Origin of the sequence: Flavisolibacter tropicus (assembly GCF_001644645.1) — a bacterium.
GTDB classification, from domain to species: Bacteria; Bacteroidota; Bacteroidia; order Chitinophagales; family Chitinophagaceae; genus Flavisolibacter; species Flavisolibacter tropicus.
In genome coordinates this window covers 5,105,682-5,123,081 of sequence record NZ_CP011390.1, presented here as the reverse complement: position 1 = coordinate 5,123,081, position 17,400 = coordinate 5,105,682, and the positions used below count along the sequence as shown (strand labels likewise).

Genomic DNA, 17,400 nt, shown 5'->3' with positions numbered 1-17,400 from the left:
TCCTTTTCTCTTCGTCACTATCCACACTAGTCTGATTAATCAAGCGACGAAGGAAAAGGCATCACCTCTTTATGCAAACCAAAACATTGCCAAACGTGGAAAAGAAGAGAACCAGTAGTCTAACGGTAGAGCTTATCCTACAAATTTCCCGAAAGAAAGTAGACAACATCGTGTTTTTATTATTTTATTTACCGTTGGGTATTGTAAAAGCGCATTGCTTTTTATAATTTGTAGTACTTCCCTTATACCAAACCAACGTTTATGCGTATTACATTCTCCCTCGTATGGGGCACGCTAGTTTTAGCAGCCTGTTCAAACAATAGCGATAATAAAGCAACTCCCGAAAACAATATTACCGCCTCCAGAGATATGGAACATGACGACCTGGTTAAGCGTGGCGAATATATTGTACTAACTAACGTTTGCCATGATTGTCACTCACCAAAAGTCATGACGCCGAAAGGCCCTGTGCCGGATTCAACAAAACTATTGTCTGGTCATCCAGCTAATACCAGTATACCAACCTTTAGTTCAAACGTTACACAGCCTGGTCAATGGCTTGCTATGAGTCCAGACATCACCGCATTTGCCGGGCCATGGGGTATTTCCTATGCAGCCAATCTGACTCCAGATTCAGCCACCGGTATTGGCGCCTGGACAGAAGAGCAATTTGTCAATACGCTACGTAAAGGAAAACATCTGGGAGCTGACAATGGTCGTGATATATTACCACCAATGCCTTGGCAGTTTTTTGCAAAAATGACTGATGATGATTTGAACGCTATATATACTTACTTAAAAACAATACCTTCTATTAGCAATAGAGTACCAGCGCCTACACCGCCAAATGAAGTAAAAATTAGCAAACCCTAAATTATATTCTCCTTTTCTCTCCTAGGCCAAAACAGAAGCCCCGCGCGAGCGGGGTTTCTTTATATAAGGATAAAACTGGCTAAATTACTTGCCTGAAGAATGTCCAATGGCTGCTTCTCCATTAAGATGCAAGAGCAACCTTTTTTACATAAAACCTTTCATTAAAAGAAAACAGTTTACAAATAATATCTACCAGGCCTTAAACGGTAATATCTCTATCTGCATCACCCTTACCCTTCGTTTGATTTTTATCAGAACTATTCCTATAAATATCACTACTTCCAGAATGAGTATCGGGCTGGCCCACACGTAAGCGGTTCTCAACGTTTCTTACACCAGATATCGATTCCACTATATCTTCAGCTCTGCGCTTAGCTTCACGTGTTGCTACATATCCCTTTAAGATCACCTCGCTTTGATTGACATCCACTTCTATATCAGAAGCATCTACATATGGATCATCATGTAAACGATCGTGCACATCATCTCGAATGCGTTCAGCCGAGCGTTGATAACCTTTAGGGCCTTTACCACGGTGAGGCCCACTCATATTTGCACGCTGCTCACGCTGGCTTCTGTTATCATCATCGCTACTAAACCAGGAAGAAACTTTATCGGCTGTACGCTCCAACCAATTACGATCATCGTTGCGGTTATGTTGACTCCGACTTTGGTTACCAGATCGATCCCAATCCCCTTTAGTACTATAGTTGCCCTGTCTTCTTCCGTATTGGCCGCCGAACCTTTCATCACGTTGATTGTATTCGTTACGCCTTTGGTTTTCAAATGATTCCCTATTCATATTATAATTGCTGGCACCCCTATAGCCCTGGCCCTCTTCCCTCTTATTATAACTTTGGTAGTCGTCATATTTAGAACGATTTCCAAAGTTTGGCTGCTGGTTTTCAAAACCACGCTCATAACCCACATTGTCGCTCATACGCTGATAATTGGAATTGCCGTAGGGATTATCTTGATTATAATAATATTGATCATCTCTAAAGCGATTACTACGCTGATAGTTTTGCTGATTGCGATTACGCTGTTGGTTTTCATTGCGGTATTGCTCGTTAGAAGAGCTTGGTCCCAAGTTATTATTCCAATCGTCATAATTAGCACCCAGATAGCTAGTTCCACCATAAAAACCGCCTGTATGCCCAATAAATCCATCCCCATCCAAATCACTATATCCTTGATTTGTATTACCCTGCTGATTGTACTGATTACGCTGCCGATGCTTGTCGTTGTTTTCCCGCTTAGGGTTATTGGATTGATTGTGTTCGTTACGATATTGATCTTCCATATGGAATGCTTTAAAAGTGAAGAAATATAGAGTTGCAATGGAGAGGAAGAAAAAATTATGCCCAAAGAACCGCGGATTTGCAGGATTTAAGTTGAATGAAAAGGATTGTGGTCGAAGAAAAAAATCCGAAAAGATAAAATTAGAAACCCGAAAATGTTTAAGGGAATAAGTGGACTTTGGCAAATACAGATCATTGAAGTGAGTCTGCTTTTGGAAATATTCTATTATGTTATAATCGATAGAATATTACAGCTGCATGCTGTGCAACTGTTGAGGTAGTAACTAAATGCAGTGTTTAAAGAATAAAGTTATCGTTCTTCATGCATTATAGTTATCTGATAGTTGACAGCATATTTAAGAGGTTTAATAGGCTGCTTTTTATAGATACTCCAAACTTTAGTAAAGGCAGCTCCAAAGTACAAGATGAGTGAAGAGTAGAATACAAACAATAACAATAGAACAATAGAGGTTGATGTTCCATAAATACTGTTGAGATTATTATAGCTTAACAAAAAGCGCAATAAAACCTTACCACCATTAAACAATAAACTAGTTACAAAGGCCCCAGTCAGCGCTGTTTTCCAACGTGGCCGACCATCGGGAAGGTAGCGAAACATTATAGCAAACCAGAGTGTAACAAATAATACGGAAAAAGCCGTTCGAACCACATTATTGAAATAAAAAGCAAGCGAAGGAAACAGTTTTTGAATATAATTTCCAAGAAAAGCCTGCGAGGTTTCTACCAGTAAGCCAAAAACAAATAAAATTCCAGCAAACAGGATCACCAATACAGCCTGTAGCCGTTCCAGAAGCTTAGAACTAATTGCCCTTCTTTCCAGCACGCGGATCTTCCATATTTGATTAATAGAGTCCTTAATAATCTTAAACAAGGTAGTAGCTACAAACACTAGAAAAATAAACCCGCCCAAGATCACATACCAGTTGTGCGCCAGATTGCGAAAAGCGTTTAGAATATCTTTGATCTGCTCTACCGCTTCATTACCTACTATACCTGCAAGTGTTTCGAACAATCGGTTCCTAATACGCATAGGCCCCAACACCAGCTTAAATGCCTGTATTAAAATAACCAATATAGGTGGCAAGGCAAACGTGGTAAAAAAAGCGGTGGCACCAGCCATACGTAACGGATCATTTATTAGCAACTCGCTTATGGAATCTTTAATCAGCCGGATAAATAGAACAAAGTAGTATCGGAGCTTTATTTTCATTGTAACACTAATAGGCAGTAGCTGCTGAAGTTATGCATTCTACAGTAACGTTTAAGCACTACTATAAAAACACTGCCAACCGCCCATTTTAAATACTAATAGCCTGGCTAGGAAACCAGGCTATTAGTATTTTGATAAAGCCTACTTGTGTGTTCAATATCGCATCTCTTTTATCCCATCTTCTTTCAATTAAGTGAACGCATTGTATACTCACTTGCAAGTGCATTATTGCTGAACTTTAGCCGTCCTTAGTATCGACTTAACACTTGTCCGTTAAAAGAAATAGGTTCACGGTTGGTACTCGTAACCTGCAATGTGGCTCTTCCAGATGATGAAACCATAAGCACCAACTGTTGTATGCTGGATACGTCCTTGGGACGCATAACAACATCCCAACCTTTTTTTCGCGTACTCAACTCATAGCCAAAATTGGTGGAAGTAAACTGTAATCCAGACTCTTTAATATCAATAGGCGCGGAATAGGCCCGACCGAAATAGGGCAAATAGGCCACCAACGAATCGCCCAATAAGCGCAAATCGTATTCAGACGTAAGCTGCCTTGCACCACCTCTGGAAGGTGTTACCTGCTGTGCTTTGAATATATATTCCTTACTATCAAGTAATTGCTTGATATCTTGCCCCTTTTGCTTTTTATCATCCTGGGCTTGTACAGAAGTAACAAATAAGACAATACTGCATAGAAAAACGGCAGCATGTTTAAGAAGTAATAGTGGAGTTTTCATTTATAAATATTGTATTGATAAAAGCCTCAAATGCTATACCACAACTCTACAAATAACTGTTAGGAACATTGGCAAACGTTAAAGTAAATCAGTTTCATAAGCATTTGTCAAAACAATAAATGATTGCTGTTTTTACAACCACCGAAAAGATAGCTGCATAAAAAATGCGTTACAACATATTAACGCTCTGTGTCAGGAAGTCTAATGAAAGGAACAGTTAGCATACATACTTGATTGTCAACAACTGCTAGCTACAGTTCATTTAAGCCATTATTTGACATGTTCAACTTTCCTTCACTTTTTAAACTTCTTTTCTCTTACGGCTAACCAGTTTATAGCTCAAAGGAAGGTTAACGCCAAAATATCGAATATTCGAGAACAAGATAATCTTAATTAATGCTGTTTTAGCATGCCATACCTTATTGATAATAAAGCGATTACTTAAGATCAACCCGTCTAAAGCTTGAATACTTAGCTGATTTACCAATCCCTTAGCAAGTAAAAAGTTATCTTTGCGCCCGTATACTCCTTTTACAAGACCCGATAACTAAGCGTGTACGCCTCTCCGGTCCAATAGATGAGAATATACAACCTGACTTCTCATTGTTAGTTTACACTGCATTAGTTAGTATTATTTATCGTTAATATTTAGATATTTTGAATTTTGAACAACTAGGCCTTATAGAACCACTCTTAAAGGCTTTACAAAAAGAAGGATACACACATCCTACACCCATACAAGCCCAATCCATTCCTCTTGTTTTAAAAGGCCAGGATTTATTAGGATTAGCTCAAACAGGAACTGGCAAAACGGCAGCATTTGTTCTGCCCATATTACAGCGACTTGTAGAGAATCATTATGAATCAAAAGGTTATAGACATATTCGTGCATTAATTCTTACCCCTACTCGCGAACTGGCTTCGCAAATTGGAGATAGCATCGCCGCTTATGGTAAACATACCGGCTTGAAACATGAAGTGATCTTTGGTGGTGTTTCACAACATACACAAACTATTGCGCTCCGTTACGGAACTGATATATTGGTAGCTACGCCAGGGCGTTTATTAGACTTAATGAACCAGGATTATATTCACTTGGATTACCTGGAACATTTTGTATTAGATGAAGCCGATCGTATGCTGGATATGGGCTTTATACATGATGTCAAGAAAATTGTGAGGGAGCTGCCGCAGGAAAAACAAACCCTGTTATTTTCGGCCACCATGCCAGCGCAGATTGCCGAACTGACAAGGAACTTATTGCGCAACCCAGCTAAAGTAGAGGTTACGCCTGTTTCCACTACAGCTGAAAAAGTAGAACAAGCTATCTATTTCGTCAGTAAAAAGGACAAGTCGAAGTTACTGGTTCATTTACTGAATGAAGCCAATATAAAACGAACACTAGTGTTTACCCGGACCAAACATGGTGCGGATCGCATTAGCCGTGACTTAAATAAGCAGGACTTGCGTTCAGATGCCATCCATGGCGACAAAACGCAAGGCGCTCGTGAAAGAGCTTTACATAACTTTAAAACGGGTAAGTTACGCGTGTTGGTAGCTACAGATATTGCAGCCCGCGGTATTGATGTGGATGATCTCACTCATGTGATCAACTTCGATTTACCTAACGTTCCAGAGACCTATGTACACCGAATTGGTCGTACAGGACGGGCTGGCACATCGGGTATTGCTTTATCCTTTTGCGATCATGAAGAGCGTGCTTTTTTAAAGGATATAACAAAGCTTATAAAGCTTTCCATTCCTGTGGTAGACGAACATCCGTTTAAAGGTAACGCAACGGAGCAAGCACCGCCTGCCCCAGCACAGAAAAGAAATACAGGTCCGAAAAACAGACCTTCATCAAAAAAGCCATGGCGCCGTAATAACACGCCAGCCAATCAATAAAAGCATTACTTCACTTAAAACGCTATTCAGTCATGAATACAGAAGAAATCGAAAAGTTCTTAGACACGAAAACCTCTGAAAAAAACAACTATGTAAAGATTGATTTCAAGAAAAGAGATTCTATCTATGGTTTGTTTATTAAAGACAGGGATTACAATGACCTGAAGTCTAAAAACTTTTGGCGAATTGTTACACGTCCTCACTTTGACGAGTACAACAAATCAAAAAACGTAAACCTGGCAAAGATCTTTAGTGGCTCAGACTTTACCCGTTTGACCTTGCACTCAGAAACATTCTAAATCTTTATATAGAAGTCAAAAGAGTTTCTATAACTCTTTTGACTTCTTATGTCTTGCTTAACTATTACGATTCCTTATTTTTTTAACGAAACAATACTGATGAACATTTATTTTTCTAAAGTGATCAAAGCGGGTGAGCGGCAAAGGGAGTTTAACTTTAGACAACATCCTCATACAACTACTGAAACTTATTCTATAGATGTTCCAGACGAGAAAGGCCAGCGTATTTCTTTCCAAATGAATAAAGATGCTGATGGCATTTGGAAAACAGCCGAACAAGAATTACCCACTTGGATACAAGACATAGCTGCTGAACTAAACGAAGCTATTCTTGAAAACCTTCTTACCCTACCGGTAGTAAAGAAGAAATAACTTACTCAAAAACTTTCAGGCACAACGGATGATGAACCTTTTTGAGCCTGAAGGTTTTTTGTACTGATTTCCTTTTGTAGTTCTTTGTTTATAATAACACCAGCTTTGGCTCCTTCTGCAGCTGCTACTACCACTAGATGCATGTCTTTATCAGCATCCCCAGCTACAAACAATCCTGGTATGCTGGTTTGTTGAAAGCGATTGGTAATTACTACACCCTTCTTTCCCATTTCACAATTAAACGTTTCAGCTAAGTTGCAGTGCTGTGTATAGCCATTTACAAAAAACAAGGCATCACAGGCTTGTTCCTCACCATTTTTAAAACTAATCTTTTCTAGTTGTCCATCAGTTCCTATCAGGCGCTGTATCGGCCATCGCACTACGGATATATTATTTGCTTCAAGATACTCCCGCTTTGCAGGCTTTACTTTATTCTTACCATCAGTATAGAGCGTTATATGTTCACTCCAACCTTTCAATGATAGAGCTAACTCCGATCCGTCTTTATCTTTTGCATATACGCCCAGTCGTTTATCCCTAACCTCCCACCCGTCGCAATAAGGGCAGTGGTGAATTGATTTTCCATACATTTCTTTAAAACCCTCTATTTCAGGAACATTATCCATTAAGCCTGTGGCAATTAATAGCTTTTTCGCCAAGTATTCCTTCCCTTTTTCATCTTCCACCACAAATACATTATCCGCATTTTTTTGAGCCTTCACTACCCGTTTAATACGCCGCTCTACGCCATACTTTTTAAGTTCTTCCTGGCAGATCTTTAAAAAGTCAAGTGGCAGGATATCATCCCTTGTTAGATAGTTGTGCATGCCCTGCGATTTACTGTTGCGGTACAAGCCTGAATCAAATAATAACACACGTCGGCGGCAACGCCCCAGTACTACAGCAGCATTAAGCCCGGCAGGCCCACCTCCTACGATGATTACGTCGTACAAATCCATTGCTTTTTTGTTAGTTCTTCTATTTGATTACAAACTTGGTGCTAGGATGGAAAGTGGTGAGTGAGGGAAGCTAAAAGCTGTAAGCTGCACGCAAGAAACAGCTTTTCATGAAACATGAGACGTGAAACATGAAACGTCACCTTAGAGCTATAAGAAAAGACTTATTTTAATAGCGGAACGTTTTTTGAATTACTGAGCTTAATGAAAAAGTTGGTTATCGGTATAATCATTCTTCTTTTGATTGGGTTTGCTGTCAAAGAGTTCATTAGCTTACGTAAACCGACAATAGAACCAGAGGTAAGCGGATACAAGTTTTACTACTACCCGAAGCTTAATGTATATTATGATGCCACCCAAAACAACTTTGTCTATACGATTGATGGTGGTATGACATGGCAAACCAAAAAGCCCACCAGCCCAGATCTTCCCGAAAAGCTAAGCCAGAAAGTAACCATTTATAGCCCTGATCCAGATATTTGGACTCATAATTCAGAACATCGGCAACAATACAAAGGCGTTTCAACCAACTATGTTCAACGGATTGACGATACTACGCAACTAAATGCCCCCCTGTTCTGGCGAATACAGATACCGGATTATCTAAAACACCTAAAGACAGCTCCTCGAAAACAACGGCAGAAGAAAAAAAGAAATCAAATTCCTGGTTTAACCGCTTAAAAGAAAAATTAAAAAGGGGCTTTAAGAAGAATAAGAATCAGCAGGGCGACACTTTATAAAAGAAAAATACTTACGATCTCCCATCATTGTATTTCTCCACTGTCCTGATTGGTCCGCTGTTGATTAAATTCCTCCATTAAACGCTTAGCGGTTGTATCTCCTTCCATTATGGCTTCCATCAGCAACTTAGAACCCCGAAATACATTCTTTTCATACTGGCAGGTTTCATAATTATTCAACCGCAATACCTGCTCATTATCTGCAAAAAGATAGAGAAAACCCAACGTACGTTTGGCAGGTGTGTATCCTTTATCACTTGCTTTTTTAACCAGGTCAAATCCCTCACCACAACTTATTTCCTGATTTCTGCGTTGCAGGGCTAAAGAGCCGTATTCATACATGGCTTCGGGAACATTCTGTTGTGCCAGAAAGTTATAGACGTGTAAGGCTTCCGGAATTTGACGGTTGGCTATATAATCCCGCGCCTCTTGTAACTGCGTTTGAATATCCGCTTCGGTTAACTGGCCCACCGCCTGCTGGTTTTGTTTCCGGCGTTCCCATTCATCTACCGTCACCAAATCTTGCTCACGCAACCAACCTTTTGACGTTTGACCGCGATTGTTGGTGAACTCGGTATAAAAAAAGCCATTTTTACTATCTAACACGGATACCACTTCATTAGAGGGAACCATATAAGCGCTGCGGCGAGAATTAACATCCGGCTCGTCATGAAAATAGGCACGAGGTGCAATAACCTTATACTGCCCGATAATAGTTCGCGGCCTTACAGACTCTGTATTATTTGATGATTGACTTTTATCATTACCCGGGCTCTTGCGCAGAACAAATACCCACAAAAAAAACAAACCTAAGGCTAGCAAGGTTAAAATGGTATAGATTGGAAAAGGCTTTCGCTTAGACACAGGAGATGTATAAGGCTTTGCTTCTGCTATTGTATCCAGGTTCGTGGATGATGGCTGTATTATTGGCCTGTGATTGTTTACGGCCGCTGCCTGGTACTGGCCAATCAGCTCCTGTAGTTGCTTATTTTCTCGTTGTAATCGCACATTTTGCACCTGCAACATAGCTACTTGATCAGCATTTGATTCTACGCGCTCTTCTGCTATGATACTACTGCGAACAATATAGTCATGTAGTTCTGAACCATTGGCAAAACGGGCTTCCGGCTTTTTTTCTAAACACCGGGCAATCATCTTCAAGAACCAGTCTGGCACCCGCATTTCATGCGCTTTCTTTTCCTCACTCCATCCTTCCGGCAAGTGTTGCTGGCGTAAAGGCATTATTGAAGGCGGCGGTGTTTCTAAGTGTGCCAGCATGATGGTATTACGCGCCATTTCACCGCGATCCGTTAAAGGGAAGGGCACTACACCCGCCAGTAACTCATATAAGATTACCCCGAAACTATAGATATCCGTTTGCATTAGGGTATGCCCTTCACTCTGCTCAGGGGCCATAAACTCAATGGCACCGGCATGGCGTAAGGAAGTACGCCGCTGTTCGTCGGACATAGCCGCCAGACCGAAATCAAGCAGGACATAGTTGCCTGTGTGAATATTAAACTTAACGTTGTTGCTTTTGATATCGCCATGCTTTACATCCAGTCGGTGACAGTGAGCCAGGGCATTGGAAAGTTGCTCGGCTACCTTAATTACTTCCTTGATTGTAAAAATAGGGTCGTGCGGGGCCTTTAGTAGTTCTTCCAGATCGGGGCCCTCAATAAAATCCATTTCTATAAACGGAAAAGAGCCAGACTCGGTTAATCCAGAACTAATGATCTTTACCACGTTTGGATTCGGCTTTTCATTGACCCGCTTCAACTTTGTTACTTCGTTTTGAAAGTCAATGTAATTCTTGTCTGCGTGCTCATCACCATATATAGGTGTAGGAATGATCTTAACAGCAGTAATAATTTCACCAATACGGCGTGCTTTATATACAGAACCTTGTCCGCCTGTTTTCAAAGCCCCCATATTTTCCAATCCTTCAGTAATGGTAAACACCCTTGCCATGGCCTAAATTTACTATGCATTTGTAAAATGCCTTCTTAATACCTTTCTAAATTAATGGTTTAAGGAAATACTAAATACCAGAAACCAAATTCCAAATACCAAACTCCAAAAAACAAAACCTAACTATAATAGGAACTAGTTAAATGAACATAGTATAAAGCCCATTGCCCGTTTTGCTTGCGAGTTGTACATACTACTCTAACGTGAAATCTTACTCGGCTATCAGTTTCAGATCCTGCTTACGCAGCCAACCCTTGGATGTTTGACCATTGGCATTGGTAAAGACGATATAAACAAAGCCATTCCGCTCTTCCGATGATTGTAAGAAAAGACTATCAGAAGGAATCATATAGGCAGCCCGACGCGTCTTTTCATCTGGCTCATTATAAAAGTAGGCTCGTTCAACGGCAACTGTAAACTTTGGGCCACTTAGGGCTGCAGCTGTATTTGTTCCAGTATCCTGTTGCTGTTGATCACTAGCTGTACTCCCTGCTGGTTGTGTAGACTCAAATTGCGACTGCGTAGGTGTCTCTGACTCTTTTACCACAGTGTCTTGCTCTTGTTTGGGTGCGTTTGATTCAGCCCCCCGGCCAATTCCATTATCAGAAACTGTATTGCTGGCAATTGGCTCATCCGCCTCATAACGATTGGTTCTGGAATTGCTAGTTGGCTCCGCGGTATCTGTATTGTAAACCTGCTGCGACGATACATTTTGACGCTTAAAGAAAGAATAGGCGGCTAATCCACCAAACGCTATTGTTAGTAACAATAATAGCATAAAGGCAGCCGTTGGAACCCCTCTATTGCCAGAGCGAGTTGTTGAATAATTTATATTTCTCCGGATGGCAATTAATTCATTTTCCTTTTCGTTGAGCGCCTCTTTTAATTCGTTTATCAGGTTTTCCTTTCGTGTTACTTCTTCCTGCCAATGCATGTTATGGCTTTGATTCGCAGGTCTTTCCACAGTATTGCCTTCAACCTTGGCAGAACGTGTACTATTGAGAGCGATATCGTCATGCAAATCCACTCCGTTTGAAAATCGGGCTTCTGGTTTCTTTTCTAGGCATTGATAGATCAGGCTAACCAACCATTGTGGCACTTGCATTTCATGTTCTTTCTTCTCTGCAGACCAATCTTGCGGAAAGTGTTGTTGACGCAAGGCCAGCACATCGGGTGGTGGCGTTTCCATATGCGCCAGCATAACGTTATTGCGCGCCGTTTCGCCTTTGTCCGTCAGCGGAAAGGGAACACGACCACCCAGTAGTTCATAAAGTATAACGCCAAAACTGTAGACATCGGTTTCAAAAAACATTTTGCCTTCGCTCTGTTCCGGCGCCATAAACTCAATAGCACCGGCATGTCGCAAGGAAGTACGGCGCTGTTCATCAGACATGATCGCTAATCCAAAGTCAAGCAAAACATAGTTACCTGTATGCACATTAAACTTTACGTTATTGCTTTTGATATCACCATGTTTTACCTCCACACGATGACAATGTGCTAATGCACAAGACAGCTGCTCAGCTACCTTAATAATATCCTTGATGGAAAACACCGGTGCATGAGGCTCCTTCAACAACTCTTCCAGATCAGGGCCTTCTATAAACTCCATTTCAATAAAAGGGAAAGCGCCAGTTTCGGTTATACCTGAACTTAAGATCTTCACCACGTTAGGGTTAGGAGACTCATTTACTTTCCTTAGTTTCTGTACTTCATTCTGAAAGTCCAGAAAGTTTTTATCATCCGGGCTTTCACTATAGATAGGCGTAGGAATCAATTTCACGGCGGTAATGATCTCTCCAATACGCCGTCCTTTGTATACAGAACCCTGGCCGCCAGTTTTCAAAGCGCCCATATTCTCTAAGCCTTCTGTTATCGTAAACACTTTACCCATTCTACACTATTACTTGTAACTAAATTCAACAATAGCTGATTCACCTAACATAATCTGGTCGCCATCTTGCAATAAATGACCGATACTCGTGCTAAAGATCTTGATCGGCGTAGCATCCTGTCTTGATCGCACCTTTATCTTATTGCGTGGCGGTATCCCGCCATCATCGGCAAACAACAAGAAGTGGCCTGTGTCGTTATCAAACTCAATATGCGCATGCTGACGGCTTACATATTTGTTAGCCGGATCTTGGCTGTCACTAATAAAAGCGATATGGTTGATCCGGAAGAACCCATCGGTGCCTTGTGTTTTCTTTTCCCGACCAATATTGATACTACCATCTTTTGAGTGAATGGTATATACTTCCTTTTCAGCTTCACCATTCAAAACACGCAAATAGGCAGTTGCTTCTTTCTGAATAACCAGGCTACGCGTTTGAATAAATAAGCCAGCATCGGTATTGGGAATCTTGACTGCTTCCGCAGGCAGACTATCTACGAAAGAAATTTCCATTGCCCAGTTTGAGGGCAATTCAATAGCAAAATCGTCAGCAATACGCTGCACTTCTTCTTCCTTAAACCGGTCGGGGTCTTCCAGGTAAAGCGCTGACTCATATAAATGCCGGTCTTCCTCTATACAGGCTACAAACAAATGCAGGCCTTTTATATTAGCACCTTCCCCTCCTTCTGCTTTTCGCAACCGGTCTTTTATAAACTGTAACAGCGCATCGCGAATGGCTTTTACATCCTGTGGTTTATCTGTTGATTGTTTAAAAAAATCTACCATGGTAGTTGTATTGCGTGCGCGGCTTTCGCCTTGCACAGTATAAGAAGCTGTTTGAATTAATTATTTGATATGGCTCATGGTGTCTTTTGGGCTGCAACTTCGTCGGATTTTTCGCCTTAGGCGTTTGGACTATGGCTACAAAATCCTCCTCGTTTCGCTCCCAAATACCCTCATAACCAATTCTGAACAACTAACTCAAACAGCTTCTAAGTTAACAATTAGCAGTCCAAATTCTGCTCAGTTTACTCTGGGGTTGATGGCTTTGTGCTTTCAAACCCTTTGATATAACCTTGCTTCAATAACTGCGGTATAATATGTTTGCCAGCTAAGGCCACAGCATTGCTGGAACCTTTAGTATCCTCTATACGAATACAAACCACAATGTGGCCACCGCCCTGGGCTTTTGGTGCAAAAAAGGTGTACCAGCCGTCGTTAATGCGTCTTCCTCTTATTATGCGTTCCGGTGTACCTGTTTTACCTGCCACCTTAATGCCTAACCGATTCACTTTATTAGCACTTTGCTTCACCATATAGTCGGTCAGGTAATCGGCATAAACAGGCTCTTTGACGATAGACATTCCTCGTTGGGTTTGAATGGTGGAATCACTGATCTTCAAAACAAAACGGTGAGGTACAATCACCCCTCCATTGGCCACACCTGCTACTAAGCGAGCTACAGCAGCGGGAGTGGCAATCAACTCACCTTGCCCCCAGGCCATCCCGGAAACGCCACGTCCACGGGTTTTGCGTATATCATTTTTGTTATAGCTATTTACACTTTGAAACTCTGTTTTTCGCCACAACGCACGCCAACGGTTTTCCTGTTCTTCATTGGTGGTGTCCTTTCCATAGAAATAGCCACCTACACCTCGCAGGAACATACCGGTTTGTATATACAGATCTCCCATCTGTTCCTGTAGCCGTTCTTCATTGGCTAGTTTGATAAAGTACGAGTTATTCGACTTCACAATGGCCCGTTCCATATTGATGGTTCCGGTTTCATCGGGCTCTGCACCTTTTACGCGTATGAGGTCTTGCGGCCGAATCAAAAAGCTGCGTTTGGCAGCAGCCTCTCCTAGTTTATTAAAGGCAGCCAAAGCGGTTAATATTTTGGCCGTAGAGCCTGGCTGAGTGGCATAGGTAAAGCCCAGATCGGTAGCCGTTAACCAATAACCCAATTTGTTTTGTTCCCGTACACTTAGGGTTAGCTGGTCCCAATCCTGCACCGGTGGCAAAGGATAAGCTGCAGATGTAAGCACATCGCCAGTAGAATCATCTAAGACCACAACCGATATGCGGTTATTACGCAAAGAATCATCGGCCTGTAAAGCCGTTTGTATACCAGTTTGGAGTGTAGCATCCATCGATAGTTGCACATCGCGATTGCGCTGTTTAAAAGCTTCAACTTCTTTACTATTAATGCCAGCCAACAGCAAGGGTGCTAACACACTGTAATCCCGCTTGGCCACCGTCATCTCTCTTACGGTTTGCGGCAGAAAACGATCTTCACGGTACCGGCCAGCCGTAACATTATACGCCGTTATAGGTGTTTCAAAACCGCGTAGCTCGGGACCTAGCTCATACTCCGCAAAGTAACCATTGGTACCACCGTAAAAAACACCCGTGTTTGCATCGCCTGTCCAGAAGAACATATGCTCGGCAAATGGATAGTAGCGATCTAAGCGACGATGCGAAAGCTTTTGCAGATAGGCAGGATTTAAACCTGCTACCCGTAATGAATCCTGTTGTTGGGTAACTAACTCCGGCTTGCTGGTTGCCAATATCTTTCCTGTACGGTCATACAGCGTACCCGCCTGTAAGCGGTTCATTAAAATGGCAATGCGAGGGTTATAGCTAAACATACGAGCGCCGCTACGTTCAGCCACTAGTGCAGGCTGCACTACCCATTTGTCATTTTGAAACAGATACCGGGAAACATTAATGCCCAATAAAAGAACGCCTATAAAGGCGGCAATAAGAGCAGGGATCAGGTTTCGGTCTTGCTGGCGCGATACATACCGCAATTGCACAGCAGTGCCTTGCACCACAGAGGACGACAGCAAGAAGCCCGCTGCCAAAAGGTTACAAACCAATGAAGACCCACCATAACTAATGAAAGGCAATGACACACCAGAAAGCGGTAAAGCACCTACCGATCCACCAGCAATTAGTAGAAACTGTACAAACGTACTGACACCAATACCTGCACACAAATAAAACAGAAAAGGTGTACCGGTTTGACGGCCAATAACAATAGAACGATGTAAGTAAATAACAAATAAAATGAAGACAGTGATAATACCCACCAGGCCTAACTCTTCACCAAGGGCTGGCAAGATCATGTCGGTATGTGCTTCCGGAATGGTTTTTCCAAATCCTTCACCAATACCCTGCCCTGTTATACCACCACTGGCCATAGCCCAAATACCATTAGCTACCTGGTCGCCACCAAATACATCGTTATCCCATTTATCTATCCAGATCAGCTTGCGATCTACAAGACGCTGTACTGGTCCGGAAAATACATCGCCGATAAAAGGTATTTGATCTAACAGTAAAAAGCTGGCTATCACCACCAGGGCCATAACAGCCGATTCACTCAACTGCTTCCGGTGAAACAGCATGGCTAATGCTAAAAGAACAGCTGTAGCCACTGTGGCCAGCCATACATTTTTAATGGCCCAGTTGGCCAAAACAAACAATACAACGCCTCCTATGGTATAATCAAAGTCGCCACGCGAAAAGGAAAACAGGATGATAAACGTAAAGCACACAACAATGGCTGGCCCCAAATCACCCAACATTAAAAACAAGAGTATGGATGCCAGTATGGCTCCCAAGGCGATATAAAAAAAGCCCCAGCGCTTTTTCATTGTGGCATATTCCGAAATGAACTTTTCGTTCATGGAAAAGAAGCCCGCCAAAAACACAACGATCAAAAACTTTACTACTTCACTGGGTTGAAAGCCAAAGAGGTTCACCTTTACCCCACTCCCTTCTGGTCCGCTTCCTAACAGAATGGTCAAGATCAATAAAGTAATGGCCACACCCGCCCATTGCCAGCCTTTAGCCGCCTTAGGGTTATTCCTAAAAGCAAACAACCGGTATAAACCGGAGTCGACAGTAAAGCGCCGCAGGTTGAACAGCTGAAGAATGAACATGCCGATAAAGCCAATTACAAAATACCAAAGCGTACTCCTAGCCAGGAAACGATCACGCAATGGGTCTTGCAAACTCAATAAAGTGAGTAGTGAAATACCTGTTAGCAGCATGACCGTTGGTAACACCAATTGGTCGGCCTGTGGCAACTTCCAGCTTAAAAAAATATGTAGGAAGATAAAGCCCGTAAAAAAAACACCAATAATGATCCAGTACCATTTTGATGCTTCTTCTGGCGTACGTACAATCAATGAACGCTCCCGCTTCAGGTTGTTAAAATCCTTGCTGGATAATAAACGGATTTTATGAGGAGCCTGTGTAAAATTGAAGATGGTATTTTCATTTAATGCCTGCACGCCTTTGGACGCACCAAACTGAAAGCCCGGTTGCAGCGGCAATACTTCAAAAGCTTTACCCGATGGCAAACCGGTAAAAGCATATACGCCTTTTTCATCCGTACGGGCATAAGCGGACAATGAAACAAGCTGACGATTACCGGCTGAATCTAAAACATACACACGACGGATACCAGTTGATGCAACGACTGTTTCCTTGTCTACATCCTCAACACTATTGCTGTAAGCACTATCCTGCGGCACCAGCATATCCAACCGCATCAATACGCCCTGCACAGGCTTACCTTGTTTATTATAGATGGTACCCTTTATACTTTGTGAACCCGTACCCAATTCATTAGTAGCAGGCAAACGCGGGGGAGCCTTTAACTCTTGTGCAAAACGGTTGGAATCAGGACCCGCAAAACCCAATAAGGTTCGCGAAAGCTTGACTCTTTTCTTAAACGATTCACCGCCCAGGTTATACGCTTGCTGCGCATCTACATAATACTTTTGCTTATTCAGTTCGCCAATGTTATCAATCTCTTCGTCCTGTACGCTTAGTCCTTGTGCTACAGCGGCTGTAATAACATTGATATCGCGCGGGTCTTCAAAGTAGTAGCCTTTTTCCAATAAGGCCTGAATGCGTTTATCTACATTATCGGCATTCAGGTTGACTATGCTTCCATCGGCCAGGCGGCCCGGCACTTCAGCAAAATCGCGTTTGGTTACATTATAGAGATCATAGAAAAAAAGACCCAATACCACACTCACCAGGAATAAAAACAAGCGCTCCAACCCTCTTCCTTTCTGTTGTTGTTTGTCCAATGCCATG

14 protein-coding genes are annotated in these 17,400 nt (G+C 42.1%); 6 read left to right on the top strand and 8 right to left on the bottom strand.

The window, feature by feature from the left end; all coding sequences use genetic code 11:
- Positions 1-71 precede the first annotated feature (71 nt).
- Together SY85_RS25730 and SY85_RS21920 are read left to right on the top strand one after the other, a co-directional pair.
- Positions 72-227: a hypothetical protein gene (locus SY85_RS25730; protein WP_158513019.1), complete on the top strand. Its 156-nt coding sequence runs from the start codon at positions 72-74 to the stop codon at positions 225-227.
- A 34-nt stretch (positions 228-261) separates the two neighbouring features.
- The gene (locus tag SY85_RS21920; RefSeq protein WP_066407743.1) at positions 262-873 is read left to right on the top strand and encodes a c-type cytochrome; all 612 of its coding nucleotides are present in this window, start codon (positions 262-264) and stop codon (positions 871-873) included.
- 199 nt (positions 874-1,072) lie between these two features.
- Here SY85_RS21920 and SY85_RS21915 read toward each other — a convergent pair whose 3' ends face one another.
- From SY85_RS21915 to SY85_RS21905, 3 genes are all read right to left on the bottom strand, one after another.
- Complete coding sequence (locus tag SY85_RS21915) at positions 1,073-2,176, bottom strand: BON domain-containing protein (protein WP_066407741.1); 1,104 nt, start codon at positions 2,174-2,176, stop codon at positions 1,073-1,075.
- 308 nt (positions 2,177-2,484) lie between these two features.
- Positions 2,485-3,405 (bottom strand): YihY/virulence factor BrkB family protein, encoded by a 921-nt coding sequence (locus tag SY85_RS21910; protein WP_082886649.1) that lies wholly within the window; start codon positions 3,403-3,405, stop codon positions 2,485-2,487.
- A 248-nt stretch (positions 3,406-3,653) separates the two neighbouring features.
- Positions 3,654-4,148, bottom strand: a complete 495-nt coding sequence (locus SY85_RS21905; RefSeq protein ID WP_066407735.1) for a DUF4251 domain-containing protein — start codon at positions 4,146-4,148, stop codon at positions 3,654-3,656.
- Between the two features lie 657 nt (positions 4,149-4,805).
- Between SY85_RS21905 and SY85_RS21900 the strand changes: the two genes are divergently transcribed.
- The 3 genes from SY85_RS21900 (at position 4,806) to SY85_RS21890 (ending at position 6,724) form a co-directional block, all read left to right on the top strand.
- On the top strand, positions 4,806-6,053 hold the full coding sequence (locus SY85_RS21900) for a DEAD/DEAH box helicase (protein WP_066407732.1): 1,248 nt from the start codon (positions 4,806-4,808) through the stop codon (positions 6,051-6,053).
- A gap of 32 nt (positions 6,054-6,085) precedes the next feature.
- Entirely contained in the window at positions 6,086-6,352 is a 267-nt protein-coding gene (locus tag SY85_RS21895; protein WP_066407730.1) for a short-chain dehydrogenase, read from the top strand.
- 99 nt (positions 6,353-6,451) lie between these two features.
- Positions 6,452-6,724, top strand: coding sequence for a hypothetical protein (locus tag SY85_RS21890; RefSeq protein ID WP_148661257.1), 273 nt, complete (start codon positions 6,452-6,454; stop codon positions 6,722-6,724).
- Positions 6,725-6,729: 5 nt separating this feature from the next.
- On the opposite strand, the gene SY85_RS21885 is transcribed toward SY85_RS21890, so the two are convergent.
- The gene (locus tag SY85_RS21885; protein WP_066407723.1) at positions 6,730-7,683 is read right to left on the bottom strand and encodes an NAD(P)/FAD-dependent oxidoreductase; all 954 of its coding nucleotides are present in this window, start codon (positions 7,681-7,683) and stop codon (positions 6,730-6,732) included.
- A 201-nt stretch (positions 7,684-7,884) separates the two neighbouring features.
- On the opposite strand from SY85_RS21885, the gene SY85_RS21880 reads away from it, so the two are divergent.
- Complete coding sequence (locus SY85_RS21880; RefSeq protein ID WP_066407722.1) at positions 7,885-8,361, top strand: hypothetical protein; 477 nt, start codon at positions 7,885-7,887, stop codon at positions 8,359-8,361.
- Positions 8,362-8,444: 83 nt separating this feature from the next.
- Here SY85_RS21880 and SY85_RS25205 read toward each other — a convergent pair whose 3' ends face one another.
- The 4 genes from SY85_RS25205 to SY85_RS21860 form a co-directional block, all read right to left on the bottom strand.
- Positions 8,445-10,391, bottom strand: a complete 1,947-nt coding sequence (locus SY85_RS25205; protein ID WP_082886648.1) for a serine/threonine-protein kinase — start codon at positions 10,389-10,391, stop codon at positions 8,445-8,447.
- Positions 10,392-10,602: 211 nt separating this feature from the next.
- Positions 10,603-12,285: a serine/threonine protein kinase gene (locus tag SY85_RS21870; protein ID WP_066407714.1), complete on the bottom strand. Its 1,683-nt coding sequence runs from the start codon at positions 12,283-12,285 to the stop codon at positions 10,603-10,605.
- 9 nt (positions 12,286-12,294) lie between these two features.
- On the bottom strand, positions 12,295-13,071 hold the full coding sequence (locus tag SY85_RS21865) for an FHA domain-containing protein (RefSeq protein ID WP_066410067.1): 777 nt from the start codon (positions 13,069-13,071) through the stop codon (positions 12,295-12,297).
- Between the two features lie 242 nt (positions 13,072-13,313).
- On the bottom strand, positions 13,314-17,399 hold the full coding sequence (locus tag SY85_RS21860; protein WP_066407711.1) for an FtsW/RodA/SpoVE family cell cycle protein: 4,086 nt from the start codon (positions 17,397-17,399) through the stop codon (positions 13,314-13,316).
- Position 17,400 lies beyond the last annotated feature (1 nt).

Coding starts and splice junctions, on each gene's coding strand:
- SY85_RS21890 (WP_148661257.1), top strand. CDS start 6,452: ATGAACATTTATTTTTCTAAAGTGATCAAAGCGGGTGAGCGGCAAAGG.
- SY85_RS21885 (WP_066407723.1), bottom strand. CDS start 7,683: ATGGATTTGTACGACGTAATCATCGTAGGAGGTGGGCCTGCCGGGCTT.
- SY85_RS21915 (WP_066407741.1), bottom strand. CDS start 2,176: ATGGAAGATCAATATCGTAACGAACACAATCAATCCAATAACCCTAAG.
- SY85_RS21895 (WP_066407730.1), top strand. CDS start 6,086: ATGAATACAGAAGAAATCGAAAAGTTCTTAGACACGAAAACCTCTGAA.
- SY85_RS21865 (WP_066410067.1), bottom strand. CDS start 13,071: ATGGTAGATTTTTTTAAACAATCAACAGATAAACCACAGGATGTAAAA.
- SY85_RS21860 (WP_066407711.1), bottom strand. CDS start 17,399: ATGGCATTGGACAAACAACAACAGAAAGGAAGAGGGTTGGAGCGCTTG.
- SY85_RS21920 (WP_066407743.1), top strand. CDS start 262: ATGCGTATTACATTCTCCCTCGTATGGGGCACGCTAGTTTTAGCAGCC.
- SY85_RS25730 (WP_158513019.1), top strand. CDS start 72: ATGCAAACCAAAACATTGCCAAACGTGGAAAAGAAGAGAACCAGTAGT.
- SY85_RS21880 (WP_066407722.1), top strand. CDS start 7,885: ATGAAAAAGTTGGTTATCGGTATAATCATTCTTCTTTTGATTGGGTTT.
- SY85_RS21905 (WP_066407735.1), bottom strand. CDS start 4,148: ATGAAAACTCCACTATTACTTCTTAAACATGCTGCCGTTTTTCTATGC.
- SY85_RS25205 (WP_082886648.1), bottom strand. CDS start 10,391: ATGGCAAGGGTGTTTACCATTACTGAAGGATTGGAAAATATGGGGGCT.
- SY85_RS21870 (WP_066407714.1), bottom strand. CDS start 12,285: ATGGGTAAAGTGTTTACGATAACAGAAGGCTTAGAGAATATGGGCGCT.
- SY85_RS21910 (WP_082886649.1), bottom strand. CDS start 3,405: ATGAAAATAAAGCTCCGATACTACTTTGTTCTATTTATCCGGCTGATT.